The organism is Plantactinospora endophytica, from assembly GCF_016862915.1.
In the GTDB taxonomy this organism is placed as follows: domain Bacteria; phylum Actinomycetota; class Actinomycetes; order Mycobacteriales; family Micromonosporaceae; genus Plantactinospora; species Plantactinospora endophytica.
The window spans coordinates 179,309-205,623 of sequence record NZ_BONW01000005.1 but is presented as its reverse complement, the minus strand read 5'-3'; the positions used below and the strand labels follow the sequence as shown (position 1 = coordinate 205,623).

The 26,315-nt window shown below is 72.2% G+C and carries 23 protein-coding genes; 9 read left to right on the top strand and 14 right to left on the bottom strand.

The features are described from left to right. The first annotated feature begins 59 nt into the window (after positions 1 to 59). The 3 genes from Pen02_RS08330 to Pen02_RS08320 all read left to right on the top strand — a co-directional run bounded on the left by Pen02_RS08330 (position 60) and on the right by Pen02_RS08320 (position 2,764). Positions 60 to 950, top strand: coding sequence for a glutamate ABC transporter substrate-binding protein (locus tag Pen02_RS08330; RefSeq protein WP_203865344.1), 891 nt, complete (start codon positions 60 to 62; stop codon positions 948 to 950). A 73-nt stretch (positions 951 to 1,023) separates the two neighbouring features. Continuing rightward, positions 1,024 to 1,734, top strand: coding sequence for an amino acid ABC transporter permease (locus tag Pen02_RS08325; protein WP_203865343.1), 711 nt, complete (start codon positions 1,024 to 1,026; stop codon positions 1,732 to 1,734). A 58-nt stretch (positions 1,735 to 1,792) separates the two neighbouring features. Beyond that, positions 1,793 to 2,764 carry an amino acid ABC transporter permease gene (locus Pen02_RS08320; RefSeq protein ID WP_203865342.1) on the top strand — a complete coding sequence of 324 codons (972 nt, stop codon included), beginning with the start codon at positions 1,793 to 1,795 and terminating at the stop codon, positions 2,762 to 2,764. A gap of 79 nt (positions 2,765 to 2,843) precedes the next feature. Here the strand turns inward: Pen02_RS08320 and rny are convergent, their stop codons facing one another. The 8 genes from rny to Pen02_RS08280 form a co-directional block, all read right to left on the bottom strand. Beyond that, positions 2,844 to 4,619: a ribonuclease Y gene (gene rny / locus Pen02_RS08315; protein ID WP_203865341.1), complete on the bottom strand. Its 1,776-nt coding sequence runs from the start codon at positions 4,617 to 4,619 to the stop codon at positions 2,844 to 2,846. Between the two features lie 677 nt (positions 4,620 to 5,296). Beyond that, on the bottom strand, positions 5,297 to 6,037 hold the full coding sequence (locus tag Pen02_RS08310) for a regulatory protein RecX (protein WP_203865340.1): 741 nt from the start codon (positions 6,035 to 6,037) through the stop codon (positions 5,297 to 5,299). A gap of 23 nt (positions 6,038 to 6,060) precedes the next feature. Continuing rightward, the gene (gene recA / locus Pen02_RS08305; RefSeq protein ID WP_203865494.1) at positions 6,061 to 7,110 is read right to left on the bottom strand and encodes a recombinase RecA; all 1,050 of its coding nucleotides are present in this window, start codon (positions 7,108 to 7,110) and stop codon (positions 6,061 to 6,063) included. A gap of 217 nt (positions 7,111 to 7,327) precedes the next feature. Further along, positions 7,328 to 7,528 carry a DUF3046 domain-containing protein gene (locus Pen02_RS08300; protein ID WP_203865339.1) on the bottom strand — a complete coding sequence of 67 codons (201 nt, stop codon included), beginning with the start codon at positions 7,526 to 7,528 and terminating at the stop codon, positions 7,328 to 7,330. Between the two features lie 40 nt (positions 7,529 to 7,568). Then, entirely contained in the window at positions 7,569 to 8,903 is a 1,335-nt protein-coding gene (locus Pen02_RS08295; RefSeq protein WP_372445585.1) for an MFS transporter, read from the bottom strand. A 319-nt stretch (positions 8,904 to 9,222) separates the two neighbouring features. Further along, positions 9,223 to 10,365, bottom strand: coding sequence for an acyl-CoA dehydrogenase family protein (locus tag Pen02_RS08290; RefSeq protein ID WP_203865338.1), 1,143 nt, complete (start codon positions 10,363 to 10,365; stop codon positions 9,223 to 9,225). Between the two features lie 291 nt (positions 10,366 to 10,656). Further along, a complete protein-coding gene (locus Pen02_RS08285) occupies positions 10,657 to 12,555 on the bottom strand; it encodes a bifunctional sugar phosphate isomerase/epimerase/4-hydroxyphenylpyruvate dioxygenase family protein (RefSeq protein ID WP_239140257.1) in 1,899 nt (632 codons plus the stop codon). A gap of 130 nt (positions 12,556 to 12,685) precedes the next feature. Continuing rightward, positions 12,686 to 13,432 (bottom strand): TetR/AcrR family transcriptional regulator, encoded by a 747-nt coding sequence (locus Pen02_RS08280; protein WP_239140255.1) that lies wholly within the window; start codon positions 13,430 to 13,432, stop codon positions 12,686 to 12,688. 189 nt (positions 13,433 to 13,621) lie between these two features. Here Pen02_RS08280 and Pen02_RS08275 point away from each other — a divergent pair, with 189 nt between their 5' ends. Beyond that, a complete protein-coding gene (locus Pen02_RS08275) occupies positions 13,622 to 14,491 on the top strand; it encodes a shikimate dehydrogenase (RefSeq protein WP_203865337.1) in 870 nt (289 codons plus the stop codon). 102 nt (positions 14,492 to 14,593) lie between these two features. Further along, positions 14,594 to 16,015 (top strand): Nramp family divalent metal transporter, encoded by a 1,422-nt coding sequence (locus tag Pen02_RS08270; RefSeq protein ID WP_203865336.1) that lies wholly within the window; start codon positions 14,594 to 14,596, stop codon positions 16,013 to 16,015. A 142-nt stretch (positions 16,016 to 16,157) separates the two neighbouring features. On the opposite strand, the gene Pen02_RS08265 is transcribed toward Pen02_RS08270, so the two are convergent. The 3 genes from Pen02_RS08265 to Pen02_RS08255 all read right to left on the bottom strand — a co-directional run bounded on the left by Pen02_RS08265 (position 16,158) and on the right by Pen02_RS08255 (position 18,620). Beyond that, positions 16,158 to 16,856: a UdgX family uracil-DNA binding protein gene (locus tag Pen02_RS08265; protein ID WP_203865335.1), complete on the bottom strand. Its 699-nt coding sequence runs from the start codon at positions 16,854 to 16,856 to the stop codon at positions 16,158 to 16,160. Between the two features lie 198 nt (positions 16,857 to 17,054). Then, positions 17,055 to 18,395, bottom strand: coding sequence for an aminotransferase class I/II-fold pyridoxal phosphate-dependent enzyme (locus Pen02_RS08260; RefSeq protein ID WP_203865334.1), 1,341 nt, complete (start codon positions 18,393 to 18,395; stop codon positions 17,055 to 17,057). Positions 18,396 to 18,410: 15 nt separating this feature from the next. Continuing rightward, positions 18,411 to 18,620: a hypothetical protein gene (locus tag Pen02_RS08255; RefSeq protein WP_203865528.1), complete on the bottom strand. Its 210-nt coding sequence runs from the start codon at positions 18,618 to 18,620 to the stop codon at positions 18,411 to 18,413. A gap of 138 nt (positions 18,621 to 18,758) precedes the next feature. Between Pen02_RS08255 and Pen02_RS08250 the strand changes: the two genes are divergently transcribed. Together Pen02_RS08250 and leuE are read left to right on the top strand one after the other, a co-directional pair. After that, positions 18,759 to 19,955 (top strand): bifunctional pyridoxamine 5'-phosphate oxidase family protein/GNAT family N-acetyltransferase, encoded by a 1,197-nt coding sequence (locus Pen02_RS08250; protein WP_239140254.1) that lies wholly within the window; start codon positions 18,759 to 18,761, stop codon positions 19,953 to 19,955. Further along, complete coding sequence (gene leuE / locus Pen02_RS08245; protein WP_203865489.1) at positions 19,955 to 20,623, top strand: leucine efflux protein LeuE; 669 nt, start codon at positions 19,955 to 19,957, stop codon at positions 20,621 to 20,623. The genes Pen02_RS08250 and leuE overlap by 1 nt, the downstream gene beginning before the upstream one ends. Positions 20,624 to 20,720: 97 nt before the next feature. Here the strand turns inward: leuE and Pen02_RS08240 are convergent, their stop codons facing one another. The 3 genes from Pen02_RS08240 to Pen02_RS08230 form a co-directional block, all read right to left on the bottom strand. Continuing rightward, positions 20,721 to 21,746, bottom strand: a complete 1,026-nt coding sequence (locus tag Pen02_RS08240) for a sporulation protein (protein WP_203865333.1) — start codon at positions 21,744 to 21,746, stop codon at positions 20,721 to 20,723. A 146-nt stretch (positions 21,747 to 21,892) separates the two neighbouring features. Then, entirely contained in the window at positions 21,893 to 22,957 is a 1,065-nt protein-coding gene (locus Pen02_RS08235) for a hemolysin family protein (protein ID WP_203865332.1), read from the bottom strand. Beyond that, positions 22,954 to 24,318, bottom strand: coding sequence for a hemolysin family protein (locus Pen02_RS08230; protein ID WP_203865331.1), 1,365 nt, complete (start codon positions 24,316 to 24,318; stop codon positions 22,954 to 22,956). Before Pen02_RS08230 ends, Pen02_RS08235 begins: the two co-directional genes overlap by 4 nt. Before the next feature lie 408 nt (positions 24,319 to 24,726). Here Pen02_RS08230 and Pen02_RS08225 point away from each other — a divergent pair, with 408 nt between their 5' ends. Both Pen02_RS08225 and Pen02_RS08220 read left to right on the top strand, forming a co-directional pair. Next, positions 24,727 to 25,917, top strand: coding sequence for a D-arabinono-1,4-lactone oxidase (locus tag Pen02_RS08225; protein WP_203865330.1), 1,191 nt, complete (start codon positions 24,727 to 24,729; stop codon positions 25,915 to 25,917). Then, positions 25,917 to 26,300 carry a sensory rhodopsin transducer gene (locus Pen02_RS08220; RefSeq protein ID WP_203865329.1) on the top strand — a complete coding sequence of 128 codons (384 nt, stop codon included), beginning with the start codon at positions 25,917 to 25,919 and terminating at the stop codon, positions 26,298 to 26,300. The genes Pen02_RS08225 and Pen02_RS08220 overlap by 1 nt, the downstream gene beginning before the upstream one ends. Positions 26,301 to 26,315 lie beyond the last annotated feature (15 nt).

The following is a 26,315-nucleotide window of genomic DNA, read 5'->3' as shown; positions in this document are numbered from 1 at the left end:
CCACAGTGGAGCGGACTGCCCCACCGGGTCTGACCGCTCCGTCGAAGAAGGAGAGAGCAATGCGAATGACGCGAGTGGCGGCGGTTGCCGCGGTCGCGGCACTGGCCTTCACCGTGGCCGCCTGCGGCGGTGACGACGGGGACGGCGGGGACACCGGTGCCGGCAGCAAGACCTTCGAGGCCGGCTCCACGATGGAGCGGCTGAACAAGGCCCAGAAGATCATCATCGGCACCAAGTTCGACCAGCCGGGCTTCGGCCTCAAGGGCCTGGACAACAAGCCGGCCGGCTTCGACGTCGAGATCGGCAAGATCATCGCCGGTGAGCTCGGCATCGCCGAGGACAAGGTCGAGTACATCGAGACCCCGTCCGCGGTCCGGGAAGAGGTCCTGGAGCAGGGCAAGGCCGACATCGTGGTGGCGACGTACACCATCAACGACAAGCGCAAGGAGCGGATCGACTTCGCCGGTCCGTACTACGTCGCCGGGCAGCACATCATGATCCGCGCCGACGACAGCTCCATCACCGGCCCGGACTCGTTCAAGGCCGGCGACAAGAAGGTCTGCTCGGTGCAGGGTTCGACCCCGGGCGACAACATCAAGAAGTACCTGGCCAACCCGGCCAGCCCCGGCGCCCAGCTGGTGCTCTTCGACGGCTACCAGAAGTGCGTCGACGCGCTGACCAACAAGCAGGTCGACGCGGTCACCACGGACAACGTCATCCTGCTCGGCTACGTGGCCAAGAGCGAGGGCAAGTTCAAGCTGGCCGGCGAGAAGTTCACCGAGGAGCCGTACGGGATCGGCGTCAAGAAGGGCGACACCGCGTTCCGCGAGTTCATCAACGCCACGCTGGAGAAGATCTACACCGACGGCCGGTACGCGAAGGCCTGGCAGGACACCGCGGGCAAGTTCGACTCGACCGTCCCGCAGGGCCCGGCCGTCAACCGGTACTGACGGACACCGGCGTCGACGGACGGATCAGATAGTTAGGTAGGAGCTGGAAGGTGACCATGAGAGAGGCGTGCCCGTGAGTGTGCTCGTCGACCACTTCGACGTCTTCGCCGGAGGGTTCTGGCTCACCTTCCAGCTCTGTATCCTCGCCGCGACCGGTGCCCTGCTGGTGGGCACCCTGGTCGCGGTCATGCGGATCTCCCCGGTCCCGCCGCTGCGCTGGATCGGTACCGCGTACGTGACGGTGTTCCGCAACAGTCCGCTGACCATCGTGATGTTCTTCGCCGCCTTCGGGTTGCCGGCGCTCGGCTCGAACGCCGACTTCCTCCGCATCCCGGGGCTCACCAGCATCTTCTCCCGGCTCGGCATCGACCTGCCGTACTTCCGGTTCGCCGTGATCGCGCTGGCCCTCTACACCGCCGCGTTCGTCTGCGAGGCGATCCGCAGCGGCATCAACGCCGTACCGCCGGGACAGGCCGAGGCGGCCCGGGCCATCGGGCTCACCTTCGGGCAGAACCTGCGGTACGTCGTACTGCCGCAGGCCTGGAAGTCGGCGGTGGTACCACTCGGCTCGGTCATCATCGCGATGATCAAGAACTCGGCGCTCGCCGGCTTCTTCGGCGTGATCGGTGACCTCTCCAACTCGGCGCAGAACCTCACCAGCGCGCTCGGCGAGCCGATCATCCCGGTCTTCATCGGAGTTTCGATCGGGTTCCTCGTGATGACCGTGCCGCTGGGCATCCTCCTCGACCGCATCGAGCGGCGCCGGGCGGTGGCGGCCCGATGAGCACGGTGGACACCCGGGAAGCAGACTTCATGGGCGCGGAGCGAAGCGGAGTGCAGGCATGAGCCAGCAGCAGACGGTGCTCTACGACGCACCCGGGCCGCGCGCCCGCCGGGTCACCCTGATCGTGAGCCTGCTCGCCGTCGTCGGCATCGCCGTCGTCGGATACTTCCTCGTCTACCGGCCGCTCGACGAGAACGGCCAGTTCACGATGGAGAAGTGGGGTCCGCTGATCGACCCCAACAACGAGGTCTTCTCGCTGGTCTGGGCACGGCTGCGGGAAGGCTTCATCGCCACCCTCACCGCGGCCGGGCTGGCGATCGTCAGCTCGCTGATCTTCGGTACGGCGCTGGCCGTACTCCGGATCCAGCTCAAGACGCTCAAGCAGCGGCAGTTCGTCGGACTGCCGACCCCGGCCGCGTGGTCGCTGCGCGGGCTCGGCTGGGTACTCAACGCGGTCACCCGGTTCTGCGTGGAGATCTTCCGCGGCCTGCCGGTCGTGATCACCATCTTCTTCGTCGCCAGCGCCCTGCCGGACCTGGGCGTCGACCTCGGCGACATCCTGTGGTACCTGGTGATCGGCCTGACCATCTACAACGGCGTGGTGATCGGCGAGATCCTGCGCTCCGGGATGGAGGGCCTGCCCGGCGGGCAGCGGGAGGCGGCCCAGGCGGTCGGCCTCACCTCGTTCCAGACCACCCGGATGATCCTGCTGCCGCAGGCGTTCCGGATCATGCTGCCGGCCCTGATCAGCCAGCTCATCGTGGTACTCAAGGACACCTCGCTCGGCTTCATCATCAGCTACGAGGAAGTGCTCCGGGTCAGCCGGTTCATCATCGACAACCTGGAGAACCCGATCCAGGTGTACGCGGTGGTCGGCGCCATCTACATCCTGGTCAACTACCTGCTCTCCAAGCTCGCCGAGTACGCGCAGCGCCGGATGGCGCGGGCCCGCAAGACCCGTGCCCTGCCGACCCAGGCCGCCCCGCCGTCGGTGATGGCGCAGGCCGACTCCAGCGCAGCCGCCAGCTAGCGGAGCACGAGCGGCACAAAGAACGCCGGTCACCACCTTGCGGTGGTGACCGGCGTTCGCCGTTCGTCGGGTCGGCGCGTCAGCGGGCGATCTCGGTGACCCGGGACTCGCGTACCACGGTGACCCGGATCTGCCCCGGATAGGTCAGCTCCTCCTCGATCTGCTTCGCCACGTCCCGGGCCAGCACCGCCGCGCCGATCTCATCGACGTCGTCCGGCTTCACCATCACCCGGATCTCCCGACCCGCCTGCATCGCGAAGACCTTCTCCACGCCCGACTTGCCGGCGGCGATCTCCTCGATCCGCTCCAGCCGCTTGACGTACGCCTCCAGGCTCTCCCGCCGGGCGCCGGGCCGGCCGCCGGAGCAGGCGTCCGACGCCTGGGTCAACACCGCCTCGATGGTCTGCGGCTGTACCTCGTTGTGGTGCGCCTCGATCGCGTGCACGACCTCCTCGACCTCGCCGTACTTGCGGGCCAGGTCGGCGCCGATCAGCGCGTGGCTCCCCTCCACCTCGTGCGTGAGCGCCTTGCCGATGTCGTGCAGGAACGCGCACCGCTTGATCATCGGCGCGTCCAGGCGCAGCTCGGCGGCCATGATCCCGGCGATGTGCGCGGTCTCGACCAGGTGCTTGAGCACGTTCTGCCCGTACGACGTCCGATAGCGGAGCCGGCCCAGCAGGCTGACCATCTCCGGGTGGATCTCGGTGATGCCCACCTCGACCAGGGCGTCCTCGGCGGCCCGTTGACAGAGCCGCTCCACCTCGTGCTTGGCGGTCTCGAAGACCTCCTCGATCCGGTGCGGATGGATCCGGCCGTCCAGCACCAGCTTCTCCAGGGTGAGCCGGCCGATCTCCCGGCGTACCGGGTCGAAGCAGGAGAGCAGCACCGCTTCGGGTGTGTCGTCGATGATCAGGTTGACTCCGGTGACCGATTCGAAGGCCCGGATGTTGCGGCCCTCCCGGCCGATGATCCGGCCCTTCATCTCGTCACCGGGCAGGTGCAGCACACTGACAACGCTCTCGGCGGTCTGCTCGCTCGCCACCCGCTGGATGGCGTCGACCACGATGTGCCGGGCCCGCTGCTCGGCCGTGTTCCGCGCGTCGGACTCGATGTCCCGGACCAGGATTGCGGCCTCCCGCTTCGCCTGTCCCTCGATCGCCTCCACCAGCTCGGCCCGGGCGGTCTCGGCGGTCAGCCCGGCGATCCGCTCAAGCTCCTTCTTCCGCTGCTCCTCCGCCTCGGCCAGCGCCGCCTCCCGGGCGACCAGTGCCGCCTTCCGGGCCGCCAGCTCGGCGGCCGAGGCGGTCAACCGGCGCTCCCGCTCGGCGAGCCGCTCGACCTCCTCGGTGTGCAGCCGCTCCCGCTCGTCCATCCGCTGGGCCCGCCGCTCCACCTCCGCCGCCTGCTCACGGGTGGTGGAGGCGAGCAGCGAGATCTCCCGTTCGCCGCTGCGCCGGGCCGCCGCGCGTACCTGCTCGGCATCCGCCTCGGCCTGCCGGTGTGCCCGCTCCAGCACCGTGTCGGCCTCGGCCCGGGCGGCGTCCAGCACCCGCTGCGCCTCGGCCCGGGCCGCACTCGCCTCGGCCTTGGCAGCGGCGGCGTCGGCGCGGGCCGAGGCGGCGGCCGACTTGGCCGTGTCGACGCTCGACGACGCCTCGTTCGCCGCCGTACGCAACGCCGCGAGCGACTGTTCCTGGCGGTCCTTCTCGGCGACGAACGCCGGATCGTCCGCCGGAGGTGTGCCGGCCACGGTGCCGATCCGGCGCAGGGCCCGGGCGCCCAGGCTGATCGCGACGAGCACCAGCGCGGCCAGCCCGACGATCGCGGCCAGCAGGGCCCATTCGAGGGCGCTCATGCCGGCACTCCACCGCGCCGCGTTCCCCGACGAGGCACAGCCGTACCGGACTGGCTGATTCGCCCGCGTGACTGGCTGGTTCGCCCGCGTGGCTCGCTCGGCTCGCTCATGCCGGCGCCTCGGTCCGCCGGTACCCGCTGCTGACTCTGGCCCGCTTGGTCATGGCCGCCTCCCCTTTGCCGTCCTGCGCCGGAGGGGCTACGCCCGTGGGTGAGGCGTGCCCTTCGACTGTCACGACGCCCGACCGAGGCGGCTGACCGAGGGTACGGCCACCGGGCAGTGCCCCCCGGGGACACCGCCGACGACCGGGTGCTGGTACTAAGATCACCGGACCGGCCCGTCCGGTGATCGAAATATCTGGCCGATGAGCTGGCCGAAGTGATGCCGTACTGTTACGCGATCTATGTTGTGCGCTTAGCCTGCGATGGTCGGGAAAACTCGTCTAAGGCGAGGCTAGGTCGCGATGGGGCATTCGGTCAAGAAACTCATGATCCGGCCGGGTGGCTGACGTACGGCGATCGTACGCTCACTGGAAGCTGATTTCGGGGTGGGCATAAGGGGGCGAGTCCGGAATCCGACTCGCCCTGCGGTCGCTCCGAGGTGGATCGGCCGGTCGGCGGGAGAGCGCTCCCACGCTGCTCCGGAGCCCTCCGGCGGTAGGCGAACGCGGCGCGGTCCTAGAGAGCGTCCCGCTCCGGATCCGACCCGGCTTCGGCCAACGCGTCGGCGTCGATCTGGTCGGCGAACTCCGCCGCCTCGGCATCCCGCTCGGCCAACGCGTCCTTGACCGCCCGGATCGCCACCCCTGGCGGATAGCCCTTGCGGGCCAGCATTCCGACCAGCCGCCGGAAGACCGCCTCCGGCGAGCCGGTGGCCGTCCGGAGTTTGCGGTCGACAAGTGACCTGGCCGTCTCGGCCTCGGTCGACTCGTCCAGCTCGCCGAGCGCCTCGGTGGCGACGTCGGCGTCCACGCCCCGCTGGCGCAGCTCGTTGGCGAGCGCCCGGCGGGCCAGCCCCCGGCCCTGATGCCGGCTGCTGACCCAGGCCCGGGCGAAGGCGGCGTCGTCGATGATGCCGACCTCGTCGTAGCGGTCCAGCACCTGGGCGGCCACCTCTTCGGAGATGCCCCGCCGGGTCAGCGCGGTGGCCAGCTCGGCCCGGGTGCGTGGCCGCACGGCGAGTTGGCGCAGGCAGATCTCCCGGGCCTGTTCCGCCTCGTCGCGGGGCGGCGCCGGGGTCGGCGTCGACTCGTCGGATTCGTCGCCCGGCCGGGCCGCTCCGGCCGGCCACCGCCCGGAGGAGGCAGCCGAACCATCGGAACGGCCCCGGCCCCGCCGGCCCGTGCCACTGCCGCCCGTACGGGCCGACGGGGCGGCATCCCAGCCCCGGCCCGTACGGGCACCACGTCGTCCTGCCACGTCGATGTGGACTCGGTCGACCGTCAGAAGTCCACCGGCGGCAGCTCCGGCCCGCCGGCCGCGTCCGTGCCGGCGGCCACCCCGACGCCGAGCTTCTCCAGGATCTTCTTCTCGATCTCGGCCGCCACGTCCGGGTTCTCCCGGAGGAACTCGCGGGCCTTCTCCTTGCCCTGACCGAGCTGGTCCCCGTCGTAGGTGTACCAGGCGCCGGACTTACGGATGATCGACTGCTCGACGCCGACGTCGATCAGCGAGCCCTCCCGGGAGATGCCCTTGCCGTACATGATGTCGAACTCGGCCTGCTTGAACGGTGCCGCGACCTTGTTCTTCACCACCTTGACCCGGGTCCGGTTGCCGACCACGTCGGTGCCGTCCTTGAGGCTCTCGATCCGCCGCACGTCGAGCCGGACCGAGGCGTAGAACTTCAGCGCCCGGCCACCGGTGGTGGTCTCGGGCGAGCCGAACATGACTCCGATCTTCTCGCGGAGCTGGTTGATGAAGATCGCGGTGGTGCCGGTGTGGCTGAGCACACCGGTGATCTTCCGCAGCGCCTGGCTCATCAGCCGGGCCTGGAGACCGACGTGGCTGTCGCCCATCTCGCCCTCGATCTCGGCGCGCGGCACCAGCGCGGCGACCGAGTCGATCACGATGATGTCGAGCGCGCCGGACCGGATCAGCATGTCGGCGATCTCCAGCGCCTGCTCACCGGTGTCGGGCTGGGAGACCAGCATCGCGTCGGTGTCGACGCCCAGCGCCTTCGCGTATTCCGGGTCGAGGGCGTGCTCGGCGTCGATGAACGCGGCGATGCCGCCGGCCTTCTGCGCGTTGGCCACCGCGTGCAGCGCGACGGTGGTCTTACCGCTGCTCTCCGGGCCGTAGATCTCGACGACCCGGCCGCGCGGCAGACCGCCCACGCCGAGCGCCACGTCGAGCGCGATGGAGCTGGTCGGGATCACGGCGGTCTGGATGACCGGCCGCTCCCCCAGCCGCATCACCGAGCCCTTGCCGAACTGCTTGTCGATCTGAGCGAGAGCAAGGTCGAGTGCCTTCTCCCGGTCAGGCCCTGCCGCCATGGTCGCCACCCCTGCCTTCGCCGGCTGCTTCGCTGAGCTTTTCGTCACGCGCACACGCTAGGCGCTCGGTCCGACAGAAAACAGCCGGCTGGCCGCGACCTGTGGACGGGCGCCTCGCTGTGGACAATAGCCGAACAGGTGTACGACTCGGCACACGACACGCCAAACTACCGTAAGTGCCTAGTCGATCACCGAGAGACGCACGTCGATCGGTGCCTCAGCGTAGCCGAGCCGGCACCCGGTCCGGGTACGCCGCGCAGACCGCCCGCCACACCACCACGGTCTCCTCGCCGGCCTCCAGCGCCTGCCGGATGGTCCGGCCGTCCAACTGCGGCAACACCTGGTCGGCGGCGATGCTGCCGGCGTACCCCGGACCGAACGCCTGCTCCAGCCGCGCCCAGAAGTCTGTCAGCCGCACGGACCACTCTCCCCTTCCGCCCCGGGCACCCGGCCCGGCCTCACGCCCCGGCCCGTACCCGTGGCAGGGCCGTCCGCAACGCTAGCGCCAGCAGCGGTACCACGGCGACCGCCGCCAGCAGGTTCAGCACCGGATAGCCGGCAACCTGGATGACAAACCCGCTCAGCGCCCCGGCGAGCGCCCCGGCCAGCCCCATGGTCAGGTCGGAGAGCCCCTGCACCGCCGGGCGCACCGACACCGGTACCGACTCCGACAGCAGGGTCGAGCCGGCCACCATCGTGCCGGACCAGCCCAGGCCGAGCAGAGTGAGCCCGATCGAGATCCGCACGGTGTCGTGCCCGGCGGTCCCGGCGACCGCGCAGGCGGCGAGCAGCAGGCCGAGCCCGCCGAGGATCACCGCCCGCCGCCCGACCCGGTCGGTGAGCCAGCCGACCACCGGGGCGAGCGCGAACATCCCGGCGATGTGCAGGCTGAGCACGAGACCGACCACCCGGAGCAGGTGGGCGTCGGAGTGCCACTCGCCGAGGCGTACCGGGGTCATCACCATCACCCCGACCATCACCAGGTGTCCCATCGCGACGGCGGAGATGCCGAGCCGGGCGGCCGGCAGGTCGCGGACCACCCGCAGCGCCCCGCGCAGGCCGTCGTCCCGGTCGGCGGGAGCAGCCGCCCCGGCAGTGTCGACGGCCGGCGCCGCGTCGGGTGCCGGGGCCGCGAGCCGGCGCGCGGTCAGCAGCGGGTCGGGCCGCAGGAACACCACGAGTACGCCGGCAGCCAGCACGAAGGCGAGCACACTGAAGACGAACGGGCCGGCCAGCACGGGTACCCCGGTCCAGGCCAGCGCCCGGTCGGCCGGCGCGGCCAGGTTCGGCGCGGTCACCGCACCGACGGTGGTGGCCCAGACGGCGATCGACAGGTGCCGCCCCCGACGGGTCGGCTCGGCCAGGTCGACTGCGGCGTACCGGGCCTGGAGCCCGGCGGTCGTACCGCCGCCGAAGAGCAGCGCGCCGAGGAAGAGCAGCGGTACCCAGCCGGTGACCGCCGCCAGGATGATCAGGACCCCGCCCACCGCACCGACCAGGTACGCGGCGACCAGTCCCGGCCGCCGACCACCGCTGCGCATGATCCGGCTCACCGGTACGGCGAGCAGCGCACCGCCGACCACCGAGGCGCTCTGCACCAGACCCGAGATCGCGGTGCCGCCGAGCCGGGCGGCGAGCAGCACGCCGACCGTCATCCCGATGGTCATCCCGGTGCCGCCGATGATCTGGGTGAGGCAGAGCAGCAGCAGCGTGCGCCGCTGGAGCCGGGGTACGTCGACCGGCGGCGTCGCGGCGGGTCGGCCGTCGACTCCGGTGGTCAGTTCCGTCGTCACGTCAGCCGCTCCCGTCCCCGTCCGGGCCCGCCACCACCGGGCGGGAGGCGCCGGCCCGCCGCAAGGAGCGGTAGACCGGAGCCATCCTTACCTGCGGATCGAAGCACGGCGTCCGGGTCGGTTCAACCCCGATTCGCCGACGGCGTAGCGCGCCGACCTCGCCGCCGGCCGACTCCCGTCCGGCAGGTCTCGGGACGGCCGAGCTTCCGTCCGGCAGGTCCTCGGGACGGTTCGGGCTCCCGTCCGACGGGTCCTCGGCACGGTTCGGGCTCCCCGTCCGGCGGGTCCTCGGCACCGGCGTGGTCCGGCCGGAAGTTCCTCAGAGGCCGAGGTCCCGGCCGATGATCTCCTTCATGATCTCGGTGGTGCCGCCGTAGATGGTCTGCACCCGGCTGTCCAGCCAGGCCCGTGCGACCGGGTACTCCAGCATGTAGCCGTAGCCGCCGTGCAGTTGCACACAGCGGTCGGCGACCCGGTTCTGCAACTCGGTGGTCCACCACTTGACCTTCGCCGCGTCCACCGCCGACAGCCGGCCCGCGTTGAACTCGGCGACGCAGTGGTTCAGGAAGGTACGGGCGATGGTGATCTCGGTGTCCAGCTCGGCGAGCAGGAACCGGTTGTGCTGGAACGCGCCGATCGGCTGACCGAACGCCTGGCGGGACCGGGCGTGTTCGAGGGTGACCGCGAGCAGCCGCTCGGCGGCGGCGACCGCCGCGACCGCGATGCCGAGCCGCTCCCGGGGCAGGTTCGCCATCAGGTGGTAGAAGCCCTTGTTCTCCGTACCGAGCAGGTTCGCCGCCGGTACCCGGCAGTCGTCGAAGAACAGCTCGGCGGTGTCGTTGGCCTTCAGCCCGACCTTGGCCAGCCGCCGTCCCCGGGTGAACCCGGGCGTGCCGCGCTCGACCACCAGCAGGCTCACGCCGTGCGCGCCCCGCTCCGGCGCGGTCTTCGCCACCACCAGGACGAGGTCGGCCAGTTCGCCGTTGGTGATGAACGTCTTCTGTCCGGACAGGACGTAGTCGTCGCCGTCCCGGGTGGCGGTGGTGCGGATGCCGGCCAGGTCGGAGCCGGCGCCCGGCTCGCTCATCGCGATCGCGGTGACCAGCTCGCCGGAGCAGAAGCCGGGCAGCCAGCGGGCCTGCTGCTCCTCCGTGCCCAGCTCGCTCAGGTACGGCGCGACCACGTCGTTGTGCAGCCCGAACCCGAGGCCGGAACAGCCGCTGCCGACGACCTCCTCGACGAGTACGGCGTTGAACCGGAAGTCGCGTTGGCCGCCACCGCCGTACTCCTCGGAGATGTCCGTCCCGAGCAGGCCGGCGGCACCGGCCCTACGCCAGACCTCCCGGTCGACGATGCCGTCGGCCTCCCACCGGTCGTGGTGCGGCACCGCCTCGCGGGCCAGGAACGCCCGGCACAGCTCCCGGAACTCCTCGTGCACGGGCTCGTAGAGGTGCTGTTCCATGCCGGTCAGTCTGCCCCGGCGACCCGGGTGGGCACATCCCCGCCGCGCTCGGACTCCGGCCGGACCGCCGGCACCCCGCACACCCGGTGGACCAAATCGTCCGCACCGGATCCCTGCCGCTCGGCGCCGACCGGCACCCGGACCTCGGCGCGGCTCGGCGCGGTCGGCTTCGGGCCGGTCGGCGGGTACCCCGGGCGGCGGTCAGGTTTCGGCGAGTCGCTGGTGCCGGCTCAAACTGGTGCCGGCTCAAAGATCAGGACGATACGCGGGCCGATCCGGTGCGGGCGGCGGTCAGGTTTCGGCGAGTCGCTGGTGCCGGTGTGCCGCCATCCGGACCGGCGCGTTGGCGTCGCCGAAGCCGTCGTAACCGGCCCGGCGTTGCAGCACCTCGAAGAAGATCCGGCCGCCGTAGACCGGCGTGTAGAGGTGCAGCAGCTCGCCGCCGCCCGGGTCACGGTCGTAGAGGATGCCGTACCGGCGCAGTCGCGCCACCGTCTCCTCGTCGAGACCGAACCGGGCGACCAGATCGGCGTAGTAGTTGTCGGAAATCTTCAGCGTGTCGGCGCCGAGCCGGTCGAGCGCGGCGGCGGTGCCGAAGATGTCGTCGGTGCCGAAGGCGACGTGCTGCGGATCGGCCACCGACGGCGCCCAGTCGCCACGTCGGAGTACGGCGACGGTGAGGGCGAGCCGGACCGTGCGATCCGGATCGGTGAAGCCACGGGACCGCATCAACCCGAACGGTGCCGCGTACTCCTCGGTGCCGAGCCGGCGCAGCCCGAGCACCGAGCGGTAGAAGAGGCCGGCCTCGTCGAAGTGGTCGAAGGGCTGGGTCAGGCCGAGATGGTCGGTGCCGACGAGTCCGGCCTCCCCGGCGACCTCGTTGCCGGTCGGCAGGAAGTCGGCCCGCCAGCCGTCGTCGGGTTCGGCGAGGAAGACCGAGGTGCCGTCCGGGGCGGCGACCGCCGCCAGCTCCGCCTCGGCCGGGCCACGGCGCCGGGGCAGTACCGGCGCGTGCAGCGCCCCGGCCCGGTCGACGCCCCGGTGCGGATCCGCGGTGGTCAGCGCGAACGCGCTGATCGCGGCCGTACCGGACGCCTGCGGGCGGGTCACCGCACTGTTCAGCACCACCCGGCAGTCGCCCTGCTCCCAGAGCTGTACCGGCTTGGAGCGGTGCTGCCCGGTGTGCGTGAAGCCGAGTCCCCGCAGCACGTCCTGGAGGACCGGGCCGGACCGGCCGTCGACGGCGAACTCGGTGAAGGCGTACCCGGTCAGCCCGGGTGCCGCCGGCAGCCGTCGGAACCGCAGGTCCGGCCGTTCGGCCTGGTGCAGGCCGTCCTCGAGGTGGACCAGGGAGCGCATCGCGTCGACGGCGGTACGGGCCGGATCGGACTGCCGGAAGACGTCGTTGAAGACCTCCAGGGAGAGCGGTCCGGCGTACCCGGCGGAGAGCACCAGCCGGACGAAGCCCGCCAGGTCGAACGCGCCCTGCCCGGGGAAGAGCCGGTGGTGTCGACTCCACTGCAGGACGTCCATCCGCAGGTGCGGCGCGTCGGCGAGTTGCAGGAAGAAGATCTTCCCGGGCGGGATGCCGGCGATGCCGGCCGGGTCGACCTCCCGGGACAGCACGTGGAACGAGTCCAGGCAGATCCCGAGCGCCGGATGGTCGGCCCGGTCGACGATCCGCCAGGCGTGGTCCCAGGTGGAGACGTGCCGCCCCCAGGCCAGGGCCTCGTAGGCGATCCGGATCCCCCGGGCGGCGGCCCGGTCGGCCAGCAGCCGGAGCTGTTCGGCGGCGAGCGCGTCGTCGTCCACCGCCGCCGGTGCCACCGAGGAGCAGACCAGCAGGGTGTCGGCGCCGAGGTCGGCCAGCACGTCGAACTTGTGCTCGGCCCGGGTCAGGTTGGCGCGCAGCAGATCGGCCGGGACCGCCTCGAAGTCCCGGAACGGTTGGTACAGCTCGACGGTGAGCCCGAGGTCGGCGCAGCGGGCGCGTACCTCGGCCGGTGACCAGGCCGAGACCACCAGGTCGTTCTCGAACAGCTCGATGCCGTCGAACCCGGCCGCCGCGGCGGCGGCGAGCTTGTCCCCGAGGGTGCCGGAGAGGCAGACGGTCGCCACGGACCGGCGCAGCTCCCGGCCCGGGTCAGTCGGACGCGGCGGCGTCGGGACGGGACGGTGGCTGTTGGTCATGGCGTGCCCTCCCTGGGGTGCGGTCGGCGGCGGCGTGCCGGCCCACGGTCGGCGACGGCTCGCCGGGACGCGCGGCCGGCGCCGTCTCACCGGGACGCACGGTCAGCGGCGGCTCGCCGGGGACGCGCGGTCAGCGGCGGCGGAGGTAGCCGATGACCATCTCGGCGAGCATGGTCCGGTAGTGCTGGCGGCTGGTGGGGGCGAGCAGGTCCCGGTCGAACAGCGCGGCGAAGGTGTGCCGGTTGGCGACCCGGAAGAAACAGAAGGCGCTGATCATCATGTGTACGTCGAGTGCGTCCACGTCGGAGCGGAACGTCCCGGCCCGCTGCCCGCGCTCCAGTACGCCGCTGAGCAGGTCCACGGCGGAACTGTTCAGGTCGACCAGCCGGGCGACGTGGGTCATGTGCTCGGCCTGCTGGGCGTTCTCCACCCCGACCAGCTTGATGAACGCCGGATGCGCCTCGTGGTGGTCGAAGGTGACCTCGGCGAGGCGCCGGATCGCGGCCACCGGCTCCAGGTGGTCGACGTCGACGCTCCGTTCGGCGGCCCGGATCTCGCCGTAGGCGCGCTCCAGGACGGCGAGGTAGAGCTGCTCCTTGCCGCCGAAGTAGTAGTAGATCATCCGTTTGGTGGTGCGGGTCCGGGCCGCGATCTCGTCGACCCGGGCACCGCTGTAGCCCCGGTTGGCGAACTCGTCGGTGGCGACGTCGATGATGTCGGCCCGGGTACGTTCCGCGTCCCGCCGCCGCTCGACCTCCGGCACCGTACGCCGACCGGGCCGTGCTCCGGCCTCCGGCGCCTCGGCCCGGTCGGGTCGCGCCTCGGTGTCCGGTGCCGCCCGCAGAGTCATCGCCTCGTCCTCCCGGATGTCCGCCATCGGACCAGTGTGCGCCGGTGCCTCCGGCAGGCCCTTGACAGGCCCGACACCGAGGCGGATAACTAACGTACCAGTTCGTACATTAGCTGACGCCGGTACCCGGTCGACGGCACGACCCGGCGGTCCGGGCCGCACCGGCGCTGGCGTCGCGCGGGCTGACCGCCGCCACCGGACCAGGACGGGAGCACCATGCGGACCTGCCGCTACGGGTTGATCGGAGCGGGCATCGGCACGTCGCTGTCGCCGGCACTGCACGAGGCCGAGGGCCGGCACCACGACCTCGACCTGTCGTACGCGCTGCTCGACGTCGACCGGCCGGAGACCCCGACCGAGCTGCGCCGGCTGCTGGACGACGCCGAGGCGGCCGGGTTCGCCGGACTGAACGTCACGCATCCGTTCAAGCAACAGGTGATCGAGCTGCTGGACCGGCTCGCCCCACCGGCCGACGACATCGGCGCGGTCAACACGGTCGTCTTCCGGGACGGGCGCCGGATCGGCCACAACACCGACGCCTACGGGTTCACCGAGTCGTTCCGGCTCGGGCTGCCCGGTGCCGCCACCGGCCGGGTCGTGCAACTCGGGGCCGGCGGTGCCGGCGCCGCCTGCGCGTACGCCCAGTTGGAGGCCGGCGTCGGGCACCTCACCGTGGTCGACCCCGACCCGGACCGGCGCGGCCTGCTCGCCGAGACCCTGAGCCTGCGGTTCGACACCGAACGGATCGCGGTGGCCGGCCCGGCGGAGCTGCCGGCCGCCGTCGGCGCCGCCGACGGGCTGGTCAACACCAGCCCGGTCGGGATGCGGGCGCATCCGGGCGTACCGCTGCCGGTCGAGCTGCTGCATCCCGGCCTCTGGGTGCTGGACGTCATCTACATGCCGGTGGAGACCGAACTGCTCGCCGCCGCCCGGGCGGCCGGGCTGCGCGCGATCGGCGGTACCGGCATGTGCGTCTTCCAGGCCGCCGCCGCGTTCGCGCTCTTCACCGGCCGTACCCCGGACACCGGCCGGATGCTGCGCCACCTCGACCTGCTGCTCGCCGGGCGGGCCCGACCCGCCACCTGAACCGGCGCCGCGTGGTCACCCCGCACGGCGCCGCCGCACCACCGGCCGTCCCACCGGGACGGTCCGCTCCCCCACACCCCCACACCACCCCCGGAGTACCCGATGAGCCGACAGGCGACCACCCCCGACACCGCCGTACCCCCCGACGACCCGGTCACCCGCGAACTGCCCGAACCGATGCCGCTGCGCCGGATGGTCGGCCCCGGCGTGGTGGCGGTCGGCATCGGGATGGCCGCCGGGGAACTCATCCTCTGGCCCTACCTGACCGCGCTGGGCGGGCTCGGCCTGCTCTGGCTGGCCATCGCCACCCTCGCCGTCCAGTTCGTCATCAACATGGAGATCGAGCGGTACACGCTGGCCAGCGGGCAGACCGTGGTCGCCGGGTTCTCCCGCTGGTGGAAGGGCTGGGGCATCGTCATCTGCCTCGCCGGAGCCTTCCAGTACGTCTGGCCGGGCTGGGCCACCAGCGGCTCCGCCGTCTTCACCTACCTGGTCGGCGGCGGGAACACCGTCTGGATCACGGTGGGCGTACTCGTCGCCATCGGCGTACTGCTCTCGGTCTCCAAGGTGATCTACCGGACCGTCGAGCGGGTCGAGATGGTCAAGGTGGCGCTCACGCTCTTCTTCCTGGCCGTGGTGGTGGTCTTCGTTGTCTCGCTCGGCACCTGGGGCGAGGGGGCGTCGGAGACGGTCCTCGGGTTCGGGCAGATCCCGGCCGGGATCACCTTCACCCTGCTGCTCAGCGCCATCGGGGCCGCCGGGGCGGGCGGGGTGCACAACCTGGTGCTGAGCAACTGGATCCGCGACAAGCGGTACGGGATGGGCGCGCACGTACCCCGGCTGATCTCCCCGATCACCGGTCAGGAGGAGGCCGCCGGCGCCGACCGGTACGCCTTCCCGCAGGACGAGCCGAGCCTGGCCCGCTGGGCGACCTGGTGGAGGCGCGCCAACATCGAGCACTTCTTCACCTTCGCGCTGGTCTGCTTCGTGACCATCACGATCATGTGCCTGCTCGCCTACGAGACCCTCTTCGGCCGGGACGACCTGAAGAACGACCCGTCGTTCCTGCGGATCGAGGGCGAGTTGCTCGCCGCCGCGGTGGGTACCTGGCTCAAGCTGCTCTTCTTCGCGATCGCCGTGGTCTCGCTCTGGGCCGCCGCGATGGGGCTGCTGGACGTGATCGGCCGGGTGGCCAGCGACTTCCTCCGGCGCAACTATCTCGCCACCTCCACTCGGTGGACCGAGGCCCGGCTCTATCTCGCGGTGGTCTGGGCCGAGATCGTGCTCGGCTCGGTCATCCTGCTCGCCGGCTTCAGCCAACCGCTCGGGCTGCTGATCATCTCCACCTGCGCGGCCTCGGTGGTCACCCTGCTCTACTCGATCCTGCTGGTCCGGCTCAACATCCGGGAGCTGCCGACCGCGATCCGGCTACGCGGCTGGCGACTCGGCGGCATGCTGGTGGCGATCGGCTTCTACGGCTTCTTCGCCGTCGCGATGGTGGTCACCCAACTCCAACGGCTCTGACGCCACCCGGTGGTGCCGGCCTGCCACACCGGGCCGGCACCACCGGTCGTCCCGGGTCAGCCGAACGCGCCGGCCACCAGCACCACCGGGCGTCCCGGGTCAGCCGAGCGCATCGGCCACCAGCACCACCGGCCGTCGCGGGTCAGCCGAGCGCACCGGCCACCACCGTCAGGTCGGCGACCAGGCCGGCGTACGCGGCGTCCCGGTCGTCGGCGCGGAGCACCGCGGACGGGTGGATGGTGGCGACGAGCCGGGTCGGCGCCACGGTCTCGCGTTCACCGGTCGGCCCGACCGGCACCTTGGCGAAGTCCTGCGGGCGCTGCGCCGACTCGGGCCAGGGCAGCAGTACGCCCCGGGACTGGGTGACCCGGAACGACGGGCCGAGCAGGGCCTTGGCCGCCGTCGCACCGAGTACCACCACGACCTCCGGGTGCAGCCGGGCGAACTCGGCGACCAGCCAGGGCCGGCAGGCGACGATGTGTACCCGGTCCGGGGTCTTGTGCAGCCGTCGCTTGCCGCGCATCTCGAACCGGAAGTGCTTTACCGCGTTGGTGATGTAGAGGTGTGCCGGGTCGATGCCGGCCTCGTCGACGGCCCGCCGCAGCAGGTGCCCGGCCGGCCCGACGAACGGCAGCCCCTTCTGGTCCTCGACGTCGCCGGGCTGCTCGCCGACGAAGACCACCCGGGCGTGCTCGTCACCCCGGCCGAAGACCGTCTGGGTGGCGTCCCGGTGCAGCTCGCAGCCCTGGCAACCGCTGGCGGCGGCGCGCAGCTCGGCCAGGGTGTCGGCACCAGGTGGGATGAACTCCTGCGCTCCGGGAGCGGTCTCCGTCTCAGGCATAGCGCATGTTCTACCCCGAACCCCCGCGATCACGCGCTCGGCGCGCCCGGCACGGCGGGCGCCAAGATTCTTGGCGATTTCTGGTTCGCCGCGAGCCGTTTCTCGCCAAGAATCTTGGCGCCACCGGACACCGGACACCGGGCGGCGAGCACTGGGCACCGGGCGGCGGGCGGCGGGCGGCGGGTGGCGTCTGGGTGGTCAGGCGCTGAGGGTGGCCGGGGTGGCGGGGGCGGCGGCCAGGGCCAGCGCGTCGGCCAGCGGCGCGATGTCGGCCTCGACGAGCGGGCTGACGGTGATCCGGATACCCGGCCCGCTGGCCAACCGGAACAGCGAGCCCGGCGCCACCACGTAGCCGGCGTCACGCAGCACCGCGACCGCCCGGGTCTCGTCGGGCACCGGCAACCAGACGTTGATTCCGGTACGCCCGTGCCCGGTCAGCCCGCGCTCGGCGAGCGCGGCACACAGTGCGGCGACCCGTTCGGCGTAGCTGGCCCGGGCCAGCGCGATCCGCTCGGTGACCGCCGGGTCCTGCCACAGCGCGAGGGTGAGCCGTTGCAGCAGCGTGGAGACCCAGCCGGAGCAGACCCGGAGCCGCCCCGCCACCCGGGCCACCGTCACCTCGTCCCCGGCGAGCACGGCGATCCGCAGATCCGGCCCGTACGGCTTGCTCGCCGACCGGACGAAGGCCCAGCTCCGGGTGGCGCCGGCCAGGGTGTGCAGCGGCTCGACGGATAGCTCGGCGGCGTGGTCGTCCTCGATCAGCAGTACGTCGGGATGCCCGGCCAGCACGGTCCGCAGCGCCGCCGCCCGCTCGGCGGTGACCACCGCCCCGGTCGGGTTCTGCGCCCGGCTGGTCACCAGCACCGCCCGGACTCCGGCGGCCAGCGCGGCCCGCAGCCCGGTCGGGGTGGGGCCGGCGTCGTCGACCGGCATCGGCACCGCCCGCAGCCCGAGCGTGGCGACCAGGTCGATGGTGTTGGCCCAGCCAGGGTCCTCGATCGCGACCGCGTCGCCGGGGCTCAGGTTGCTGACCAGCAGCCGCTCGATGCCGTCCGACGCGCCGCCGGTCACCGTCACCGCCCCGGCCGGCACCCCGTCGGCGGTCAGCCGCTCCCGGGCCGCCTCGACGAGTTCGGGCAGCACGCCGCCGCCCCCGTAGTTGACCGAGGCACCGGCGGAGCGGGCCAGCGCGGCCAGGTGGGCGCCGATCGGCGGAAGCAGCCCGGGGTCGGGTTCGCCGACCGAGAGGTCGAGCGCGCCGGGCGGCGCGGGCAGCCGCAGCGCGGCCCGGCGGCCGGTGACCGGGGGCTTCGGGCGGATCCGGGTGCCGTTGCGGCCGGCGGTCTCCACCATGCCGCGTTGCCGCAGCCCCTGGTACGCCTTGGCGACCGTCCCCGGGCTGACCCCGAGATCCTGGGCGAGCGCCCGGACGGCGGGCAGCGCGGCCCCGGCCGGCAGGTCGCCGGTCCGGACCCCGGCCTCGACGCTGGCCGCTATCTCGGCTGCCGTCGTACCGGCGATCTGATAATGTGCTGTCACAGTTTCAGGATTGTACTATAACAAAAGGGCAGGCGCGAGATGGCCGAGCAGATCCAGACGCACACGCAGCCGCACATCCAGCCACAGACCGAGCCGCGAATCCAGCCGCAGACCGCGCCACAGCCGCAAACTGCGCCACAGCCGCAGACCGGGACACAGATGCAGGCCGGGATGCAGTCGCAGCCGCAGGCCGGGATGCAGTCGCAGCCGCAGACCGGGACGCACACGCAAACGCAGACCGGGACGCAGACGCAAACGCAGACCGGGACGCAGACGCAAACGCAGACCGGGTCGCAGTCGAGCGGTGCGGCCGGGAGCTATCCGCAGACTCGGCGGACCGTCGCCAGCCGGGACCGGTCGAAGATGGACTACCGGCGCGACGCCGCGCACGACCTGCTCGACGAGGCGTACCACTGCCACCTGGGGTTCACTGTGGACGGTGAACCCCGGATCCTGCCCACCCTGCACGTGCGGATCGGCGACACGCTCTACCTGCACGGCTCGACCGGCAGCCGGCCGCTGCTGGCCGCCCGGGGCGACGCCGGGCTGCCGGTCTGCGTCGCGGTGACCCAGCTCGACGGGTTGGTGTACGGCCGCTCCCAGTTCCACCACAGCGCCAACTACCGCTCGCTTGTCGCGCACGGCAGCGCACATCTGGTCGCCGACGAGGCGGAGAAGCGGACCGTGCTGACGGCGCTGGTCGAGAAGGTCGGCCGGGGCCGGGCCGCCGACAGTCGCCCACCGACCCGCCGGGAGCTGGCCGAGACCGCCGTACTGGCGCTGCCGTTGCACGAGGTCTCGGTGCGGGCCCGCACCGGTGGCGTACGCGACGAGCCCGCCGACTACGACCTGCCGCACTGGGCCGGCGTGCTGCCGCTGCGTACCGTCGCCGGACGGCCCGAGCCGGACGACGGGGTGACCGCCCCGCTGCCGGCGTACCTGCGCCCCGACCGCTCCCCCTGGCACGCTCCGGTGCCGATGGCCGGCACCCACGTCCGGCTCGAAGCACTGTCCGAGTCCCACGTCGACGCCCTGTACGCGGCGACCCGCGACCCCGACGTCTGGACCCACCTCAGTGCCGCCCAGCCGAGCGACCCGGCCGGGCTCGCTCCGATCGTCCGCGACGCACTGGACGCCCACCAGCGGGGCGAGCGGGTGCCGTGGGTGCAGCTCGACGCGGTCACCGGCGAGGTGCTCGGCTCCACCTCCTACTACGAGGTCAACCCCGAGCACCGGTCGGTGGCGATCGGGCACACCTTCCTCGGCCGGCCCTGGTGGCGTACCGGGGTGAACACCGAGGCCAAGCTGCTGCTGCTGACCCGGGCCTTCGAGGAACTCGGCGCGGAGCGGGTGGTCTGGCACACCGACCTCCGCAACGAGCGCTCGCAGCGCGCCATCGAGCGGCTCGGCGCCACCCGGGAGGCGGTGCTCCGCCGGCACCGGCAGCGTCCGGACGGCTCGTGGCGGGACACCGTGCAGTATTCGATGATCGTCGACGAGTGGCCGAAAGCACAGGTCAGGCTGCGGGAAAGGCTTCGCGCTGCGGTGCGGGCGGGGTGATGATGACCGGCGTGCTGGGGATCACCGACATCTGGACGTACGTGCTGGGCACGGTAGCCATCATCCTGCTGCCCGGACCCAACTCGCTCTACGTGCTGACCACCGCCGCGAAGACCGGGGTACGCGCCGGCTACCGGGCCGCCGCCGGGGTGTTCCTCGGCGACACGGTGCTGATGGTGCTCTCCGCCGCCGGGGTGGCCTCACTGCTCACGGCGTACCCGCCGATCTTCATGGTGATCAAGTACGTCGGCGCGGCCTACCTGGGCTACGTCGGCCTGATGATGCTGCGTGGGGCGTGGCGGCGCTGGCGGAGCCGGAACGATCCGACGGTGGCGCCGCTGGTCGACACCCGGCCGGCGAAGGCCGACCGGCCGTTCCGGCGGGCGGCGGTGATCAGCCTGCTGAATCCGAAGGCGATCCTCTTCTTCATCTCCTTCTTCATCCAGTTCGTCGATCCGGCGTACCCCTACCCGGCGCTGTCGTTCCTGCTGCTCGGTGCGATCGCCCAGGTCGCCAGCGTGATCTACCTGACCGTGCTGATCTTCACCGGCACCTACCTGGCCGCGCAGTTCCGCCAGCGTCGGCGGCTGGCCGCCGGGGTGACCACCGGGATCGGGGCACTCTTCCTCGGCTTCGGCATCAAGCTGGCCACCGCCAGCGCCGGCTGAGCCCCGTTCCACCCGCACGGTCCGCAGCCCCTCCCGCACCGCTGCCACCGCCCGTGCCGGCCGAACTCCCCCGGTCCACCGGCACGGTCCGAAGCGCTCACGTTCCGCCGCCACCGCCCCCACCGGCGGCACCGCCCGCACCGCCGCCGATCCCGCCCTCGCCGCCGCCGATCGGCCGTAGCCCCCGGTTCGGATCGTGGCCGGCGGCCGGCGCCGATCCGTGGGGCTCCTCGCCGGCCGGGTCGCTGTCCCGGGTGTCGGTGCCGGACGGGCCGGGATGCGACTGGTCGGGGTCGGTGGGCCGGGGCGGCGGCGAGGGACGGCGTTCCGTCCGTACCTGGTAGCCGGCGGCGGTGGCCGAGTGCCGCTGCACGGCGTACCGGAGCCAACTGTCCACCACCGTGATCCAGTCGAGTTCCGCCGCGCCCTGGTGGGCCACCCGGAACCGGCTGAAGCTCAGGTGCCCGGCACCGGCCAGCGCGACCCGGCGGTCCAGCGCGAAGATCACCTCCACCCGGTACGGGTCGGCGAAGAAGGTCACCTCCAGCTCGCTGAACGGACCGCCGTAGAGCGGTGCCGCCCAGTACGCGATCTTCTGGTGGAACGGCAACCGCTGGTCGATCCCGGGCAGCCGCTCGGCGAGCAGCCCGACCTGCCGCAACTCGAAGCCCAACTCGGTAAGGGCGTCGAGCACCCCGGCCTGGGCGGGCAGCGGGTGCACGTACACCGGCCGCAGGTCGCCCCGGTCCAGCAGCGGGCTGACCGCGACCTCGGCCCGCAGCCCCATCCGCAGGTTGAGCCAGCAGTGGCCGTTGACCACCGTCACCGGTGTCTCCCACGGCACCGGTACGCCGAAGTCGAGGATCCGGCGCTCGTCGGGCGCCAGCCCGAACGCCCCGGCGGCCGGTACCCGGTGGAACTCCACCGGCAGGTACTCCACCTCGCCGCCGGCCGGCTCGACCCGGGTGACCAGGCCGAGGGTCACCCCGTCCACCGTCACCGGCGACCGGCCGGCGGTGACGGTGACCCGGCCGGGCAGCGACAACCCCGGCCGGGTACTCGGATTGGTCAGCGTGGTCCGCACGGTCAGTCCCGAACCCGGTGGAAGTCCCCCGAAGCCCACCGTCGCCTCCTCCCGTGCCCGCCCGGCGTGTTCGAGCCGGCCTGCCCGCCGCCCGGCGTAGTCGAGCCCGCCCGCCGCACCCGCCCGGCGCCCGCAGCGGCGGCAGCGGCAGCGGCAGGCGGGGCGGGGCGCGGCGCGGCGGACGCTCAGCGCAGTCGGCGGCCCCGAGGGATCGGGTCGGTCTCGTCGTCGAACTCGCCGATGACCTCTTCCAGCAGGTCTTCCAGCGCGACGAAGCCGATCGGCCGGCCCGCGCCGGCACCGTTGCTGACCAGCGCCAACTGCACCTGCTCGGCCCGCATCGCGGCCACCGCCTCGGTGACCGTCGCCGTCGCCTCCAGGGTGAACGGCACGGTCATCAACTGCCGGGCCGTCGCCGGCCGGCCGGCCGTGGTCGCCCGGACCGCCTCCCGGACGTGCACCAGCCCGGCCACCTCGCCCGGCGCCTCGAAGACGGCCAGCCGGGACCGGCCGCTGGACCGGCACACCTCCTCGATCCGCTCGGCGGAGTCGTCGGGGCGTACCGAGACGATCGTCTCGACCGGCTCCATCACCTGGGCGACCGTGGTGCCCTGGAGTTCGAGCATGCTGGTCAGCATCTCGTGCTGGTCGGCGGCGAGCAGGCCGTGCTCGCGGGACTGTTGCAGCAGCATCCGCAGTTCCTCCGGCCCGTGCGCCACCGCCAACTGCTCCTCGGGGCGTACCTTGGCCAGCCGCAGCGTGACGTTGGCCAGCCCGTTCAGCGCGGAGAGCACCGGCCGGGCCACCCGGGCGAAGGCCCGGAACGGCAGCGCCAGCAGCAGCGCGGAGCGCTCCGGGTCGGTGATCGCCCACGACTTCGGAGCCATCTCGCCGACCACCAGGTGCAGGAAGGTGACCAGGGCCAGCGCGAAGACCAGCGCGATCACGTGGCTGGCCGTGTTCGGCAGGCCGACCGCGTGCAGCGCCGGACTGAGCAGGTGCTCGATCGCCGGTTCGGCGAGCGCGCCCAGCCCGAGCGTGCAGACGGTGATGCCGAACTGGGCACCGGCCAGCATCAGGGTCAGCTCGCGTACCCCGTCCAGGGCCGCCTTCGCGGCCCGGCCACCGGAGGCGGCGGCCTGCTCCAGCCGATAGCGCTTCGAGGCCAGCAGGGCGAACTCGGCGGCCACGAAGAAGCCGTTCAGCGCGAGCAGCAACAGGGAGATCAGCAACGCCCAGGTGGCGCTCATGCGCTCCGCTCCGCTCCGCCGTGCGGCACCAGCACCCGGAGCCGGACCGAGTCGGCGACGTGCCGGTCCACCGCCAGCACCTCGACGTGCGCCCGGGGCAGCGTCGCCTCCTGGTCCGGCTCCCCCTCGGCGGAGAGCCGGATCTCCAGCCGGTCGCCGACCTCGGGGATCCGGCCCAACTCCCGCATCACCAGGCCGGAGAGGGTGTCGTACTCGGGTGCCTCGGGCAGGGTGATCCCGGTGCTGTCGGCGACCTCGTCGATCCGCCAGCGGGCCGGCACCACCCAGGAGCCGTCGGCCTGGCGCACCGGGGCCCGCTCGGGCGGATCGTCCTCGTCCCGGATCGGCCCGACCAGTTCCTCGGCGATGTCCTCCAGGGTGATCACCCCGGCGAACCCGCCGTACTCGTCGACCACGCAGGCGAGCTGCCGGTGCCCGGCGCGGAGCCGGTCCAGCACCGTCGGCAGCGGCAGCGTCGCCGGCACCAGCAACGGGGGTACGGCGACCGCCTCCACCGGGGTGCTGCCCCGCTCCGCCGGCGGCACCCCGAGTACGTCGGAGATGCCGACCACGCCGACCACGTCGTCCACCCCCTCGGCGCCGCGCACCGGGAAGCGCGAGTGCCCGGTGTCGAGCAACTCGACCAGTCGGCTCACCGGGTCGTCGGCGCGCAGGGTGTGCACGTCCACCCGGGGCACCATCGCCTCGGCGGCGGTGAGCTGCCGGAAGTCGAGACCACGGTCGAGCAGGGTGGACATCTCAGCGTCGAGGTGCCCCTCCTGGCGCGACTCGGCGATGATCTGTTCCAGGTCCTCCGGCGTGGCGCCGCTGGGCAGTTCCTCGACCGGCTCGATGCCGACCCGGCGCAGCAGCCGGGTGGCGGCGGCGTCGAAGAGCCGGATCAGCGGGCCGGCGACGGCCAGGTAGATCAGGGTCGAGCGGCTCAGTCCCCGGGCCAGTGCCTCGGCCCGGACGATGGCGAGGTTCTTCGGCGCGAGTTCGCCGAAGACCATCTGCACGACGGTGGCGATCACCAGGGCCAGCGCGACCGAGATCGGCGTACTGACCGCAGCCGAGACGCCGGCCACGCCGAGCAGGTCGGCCAGGCCGTCACCGAGGAACGGCTCGGCGACGTAACCGACCAGCAGGGCGGTGACGGTGATCCCGAGTTGGGCTCCGGAGAGCATGAAGGAGAGCCGGCCGGTGACCGTGAGGGCGCGTTGCGCCGCGACGTCGCCGTCCTCGGCGAGCTGGCGCAGTTTGCCCCGGTCGACGGCGACATATCCGAATTCCTGGGCGACGAAGTAGCCCGTCGCCACGGTGAGCAGAACGATGAGAAGGAGACCGAGCGCGATCAACACGAGGGGCTCAGCGCTCCCCGTCGTGGCGGCTGGTGCGAGGAATGCCGGGTCCGACCCGGCTGGCTACAGCTGCCCTCCTGGACAGTTGAGTCGATCACCAGGTCATCCTACCGACCCCGGCTGAGCACTGCCTGGACAACCACCACCCGTCGTGACCTGCCGTTTCCCGGAAGACTGACCTGCCGTTTCCCGGAAGACTGACCTGCCGTTCTCCCGAAGACCGACCTGCCGTTCTCCGGAAGACCGACCCGCTGTTTCCCGGGAGGCTGACCTGCCGTTTCCCGGGAGGCGCACCGGGTAGAGACGCGTGTCCCGATCCGTACCGCCCTGGTGCGGGACCGCACCGTCCGGCTGGCCGCCAGCCGGACAAGCCGAGCAGAGCCGGACAGCCGGGGGCAGGAGGCCGTGTTGGGGCGGGAGTGGCACAACTGGTCGGGGAGCCTCCGGTTCACCCCGCGCGAGTACGCCACGCCACCGGACGAGGACGCGGTCCGGGCCCTGGTCGAGCGGGCCCGGCACACCTCGACCAAGCTCCGGCCGGTCGGCTCCGGTCACTCGTCGAGCCCACTGGTGCGGACCGACGACGTACTGGTCAGCCTCGCCGGGCTGCCCCGGACCGTACGCCGGCACGACGACCCGCACCTGGCCACCGTCGGCGCCGGGGTGCCGTTGGGCGAGCTGGGCGAGGCGCTCTACGAGGCCGGGTTGGCGATGGACAACCTCGGTGACGTCGACGTGCAGTCGATCGCCGGTGCCACCGCCACGGGTACGCACGGCACCGGCCTCGCCTTCGGCAACCTCTCCACCCAGGTCGCCGGGGCCCGGCTGGTCAGCGGCACCGGAGAGGTGCTGGAGATCTCCGAGCGGCAGAACCGGGACCTGCTGCCGGCCGTCCAGCTCTCCCTCGGCGCGCTCGGCGTGCTGACCACGCTGACGCTGCGGCTCACCCCCACCTACCACCTGCGGCGCCGGAACTGGTGTTCGTCGATCGCCTGGACGCTGGACCACCTGCACCAGTTGCAGCGGCAGAACCGGAACATGGACTTCTACTGGTACCCACGGACGGACACCACGCAGATCCGTACCCTCAACCTGCGGGGCGAGGAGCCGGAGTTCAGCCCGGCCGGCGAGCCCCGGACCACCGAGACCGGTCCGAGTCACCGGACCATTCCCCGGCACCGTGAGCTGCGCTTCGACGAGATCGAGTACGCCATCCCGTCGGAGGCGTTCCACGCCTGCTTCACCGAGATCCGGCGCCGCATCCTGGACCGGCACCGTACCGGGGTGGCCTGGCGGGTGCTGGTGCGTACCTGTGCCGAGGACGACATCTGGCTCAGTCCGGCGTACGGCCGGACCACCACGACCATCGCCTGCCTACAGAACAACGCGCTGCCGCACGAGGAGTACTTCAAGGACGTCGAGGCGGTGTTCCGGCAGTACGACGGGCGCCCGCACTGGGGCAAGAAACACTCGCTCACCGCCGACGGGCTGCGCGGGGTCTATCCACAGTGGGACAGGTTCCAGGACGTCCGCCGCCGGCTCGACCCGGACGAGGTCTTCCTGACCCCCGACCTCGCCGCGCTGCTGAGGGACGGCTGATGGCCGGGCTCGGCGCGCGGGTCTGGGTGGTTCCGGGTGGCCGGATCCCCTTTCCGAGCAGTGGTGACGAGCCGGAGTTCACCAGCTTCGACCAGTTGTGCGTGCTGAACACCGGGGACGAGCCGGCCGCGCTGGAGATCACCGTCTACTACGAGGACCGGGAGCCGGTCGGCCCGTACCCGGTCCGGATCGGCGCCCGGCGGGTCCGGCACGTACGCCTCAACGACCTGGTCGACCCCGAGGCGATCGTGCTCGGCCGGCGGTTCGGCTGCGTGGTCCGCTCGCCGGTACCGGTGGTGGTGCAGTTCCTGCGCCAGGACACCCGGCTGCCCGGCGCCGTCGGAATGACCGGCACCATGGCCTTCCCCACCGACCTGCCCTGACGCTGCTGAATGTCA

What these genes read in the sequence shown, in the direction of transcription:
- Pen02_RS08330 (WP_203865344.1), top strand. Translation starts at nt 60, where the DNA reads ATGCGAATGACGCGAGTGGCGGCGGTTGCCGCGGTCGCGGCACTGGCC.
- Pen02_RS08320 (WP_203865342.1), top strand. Translation starts at nt 1,793, where the DNA reads ATGAGCCAGCAGCAGACGGTGCTCTACGACGCACCCGGGCCGCGCGCC.
- rny (WP_203865341.1), bottom strand. Translation starts at nt 4,619, where the DNA reads ATGAGCGCCCTCGAATGGGCCCTGCTGGCCGCGATCGTCGGGCTGGCC.
- recA (WP_203865494.1), bottom strand. Translation starts at nt 7,110, where the DNA reads ATGGCGGCAGGGCCTGACCGGGAGAAGGCACTCGACCTTGCTCTCGCT.
- Pen02_RS08290 (WP_203865338.1), bottom strand. Translation starts at nt 10,365, where the DNA reads ATGGAACAGCACCTCTACGAGCCCGTGCACGAGGAGTTCCGGGAGCTG.
- Pen02_RS08285 (WP_239140257.1), bottom strand. Translation starts at nt 12,555, where the DNA reads ATGACCAACAGCCACCGTCCCGTCCCGACGCCGCCGCGTCCGACTGAC.
- Pen02_RS08280 (WP_239140255.1), bottom strand. Translation starts at nt 13,432, where the DNA reads ATGGCGGACATCCGGGAGGACGAGGCGATGACTCTGCGGGCGGCACCG.
- Pen02_RS08275 (WP_203865337.1), top strand. Translation starts at nt 13,622, where the DNA reads ATGCGGACCTGCCGCTACGGGTTGATCGGAGCGGGCATCGGCACGTCG.
- Pen02_RS08270 (WP_203865336.1), top strand. Translation starts at nt 14,594, where the DNA reads ATGAGCCGACAGGCGACCACCCCCGACACCGCCGTACCCCCCGACGAC.
- Pen02_RS08265 (WP_203865335.1), bottom strand. Translation starts at nt 16,856, where the DNA reads ATGCCTGAGACGGAGACCGCTCCCGGAGCGCAGGAGTTCATCCCACCT.
- Pen02_RS08250 (WP_239140254.1), top strand. Translation starts at nt 18,759, where the DNA reads ATGGACTACCGGCGCGACGCCGCGCACGACCTGCTCGACGAGGCGTAC.
- leuE (WP_203865489.1), top strand. Translation starts at nt 19,955, where the DNA reads ATGATGACCGGCGTGCTGGGGATCACCGACATCTGGACGTACGTGCTG.
- Pen02_RS08235 (WP_203865332.1), bottom strand. Translation starts at nt 22,957, where the DNA reads ATGAGCGCCACCTGGGCGTTGCTGATCTCCCTGTTGCTGCTCGCGCTG.
- Pen02_RS08220 (WP_203865329.1), top strand. Translation starts at nt 25,917, where the DNA reads ATGGCCGGGCTCGGCGCGCGGGTCTGGGTGGTTCCGGGTGGCCGGATC.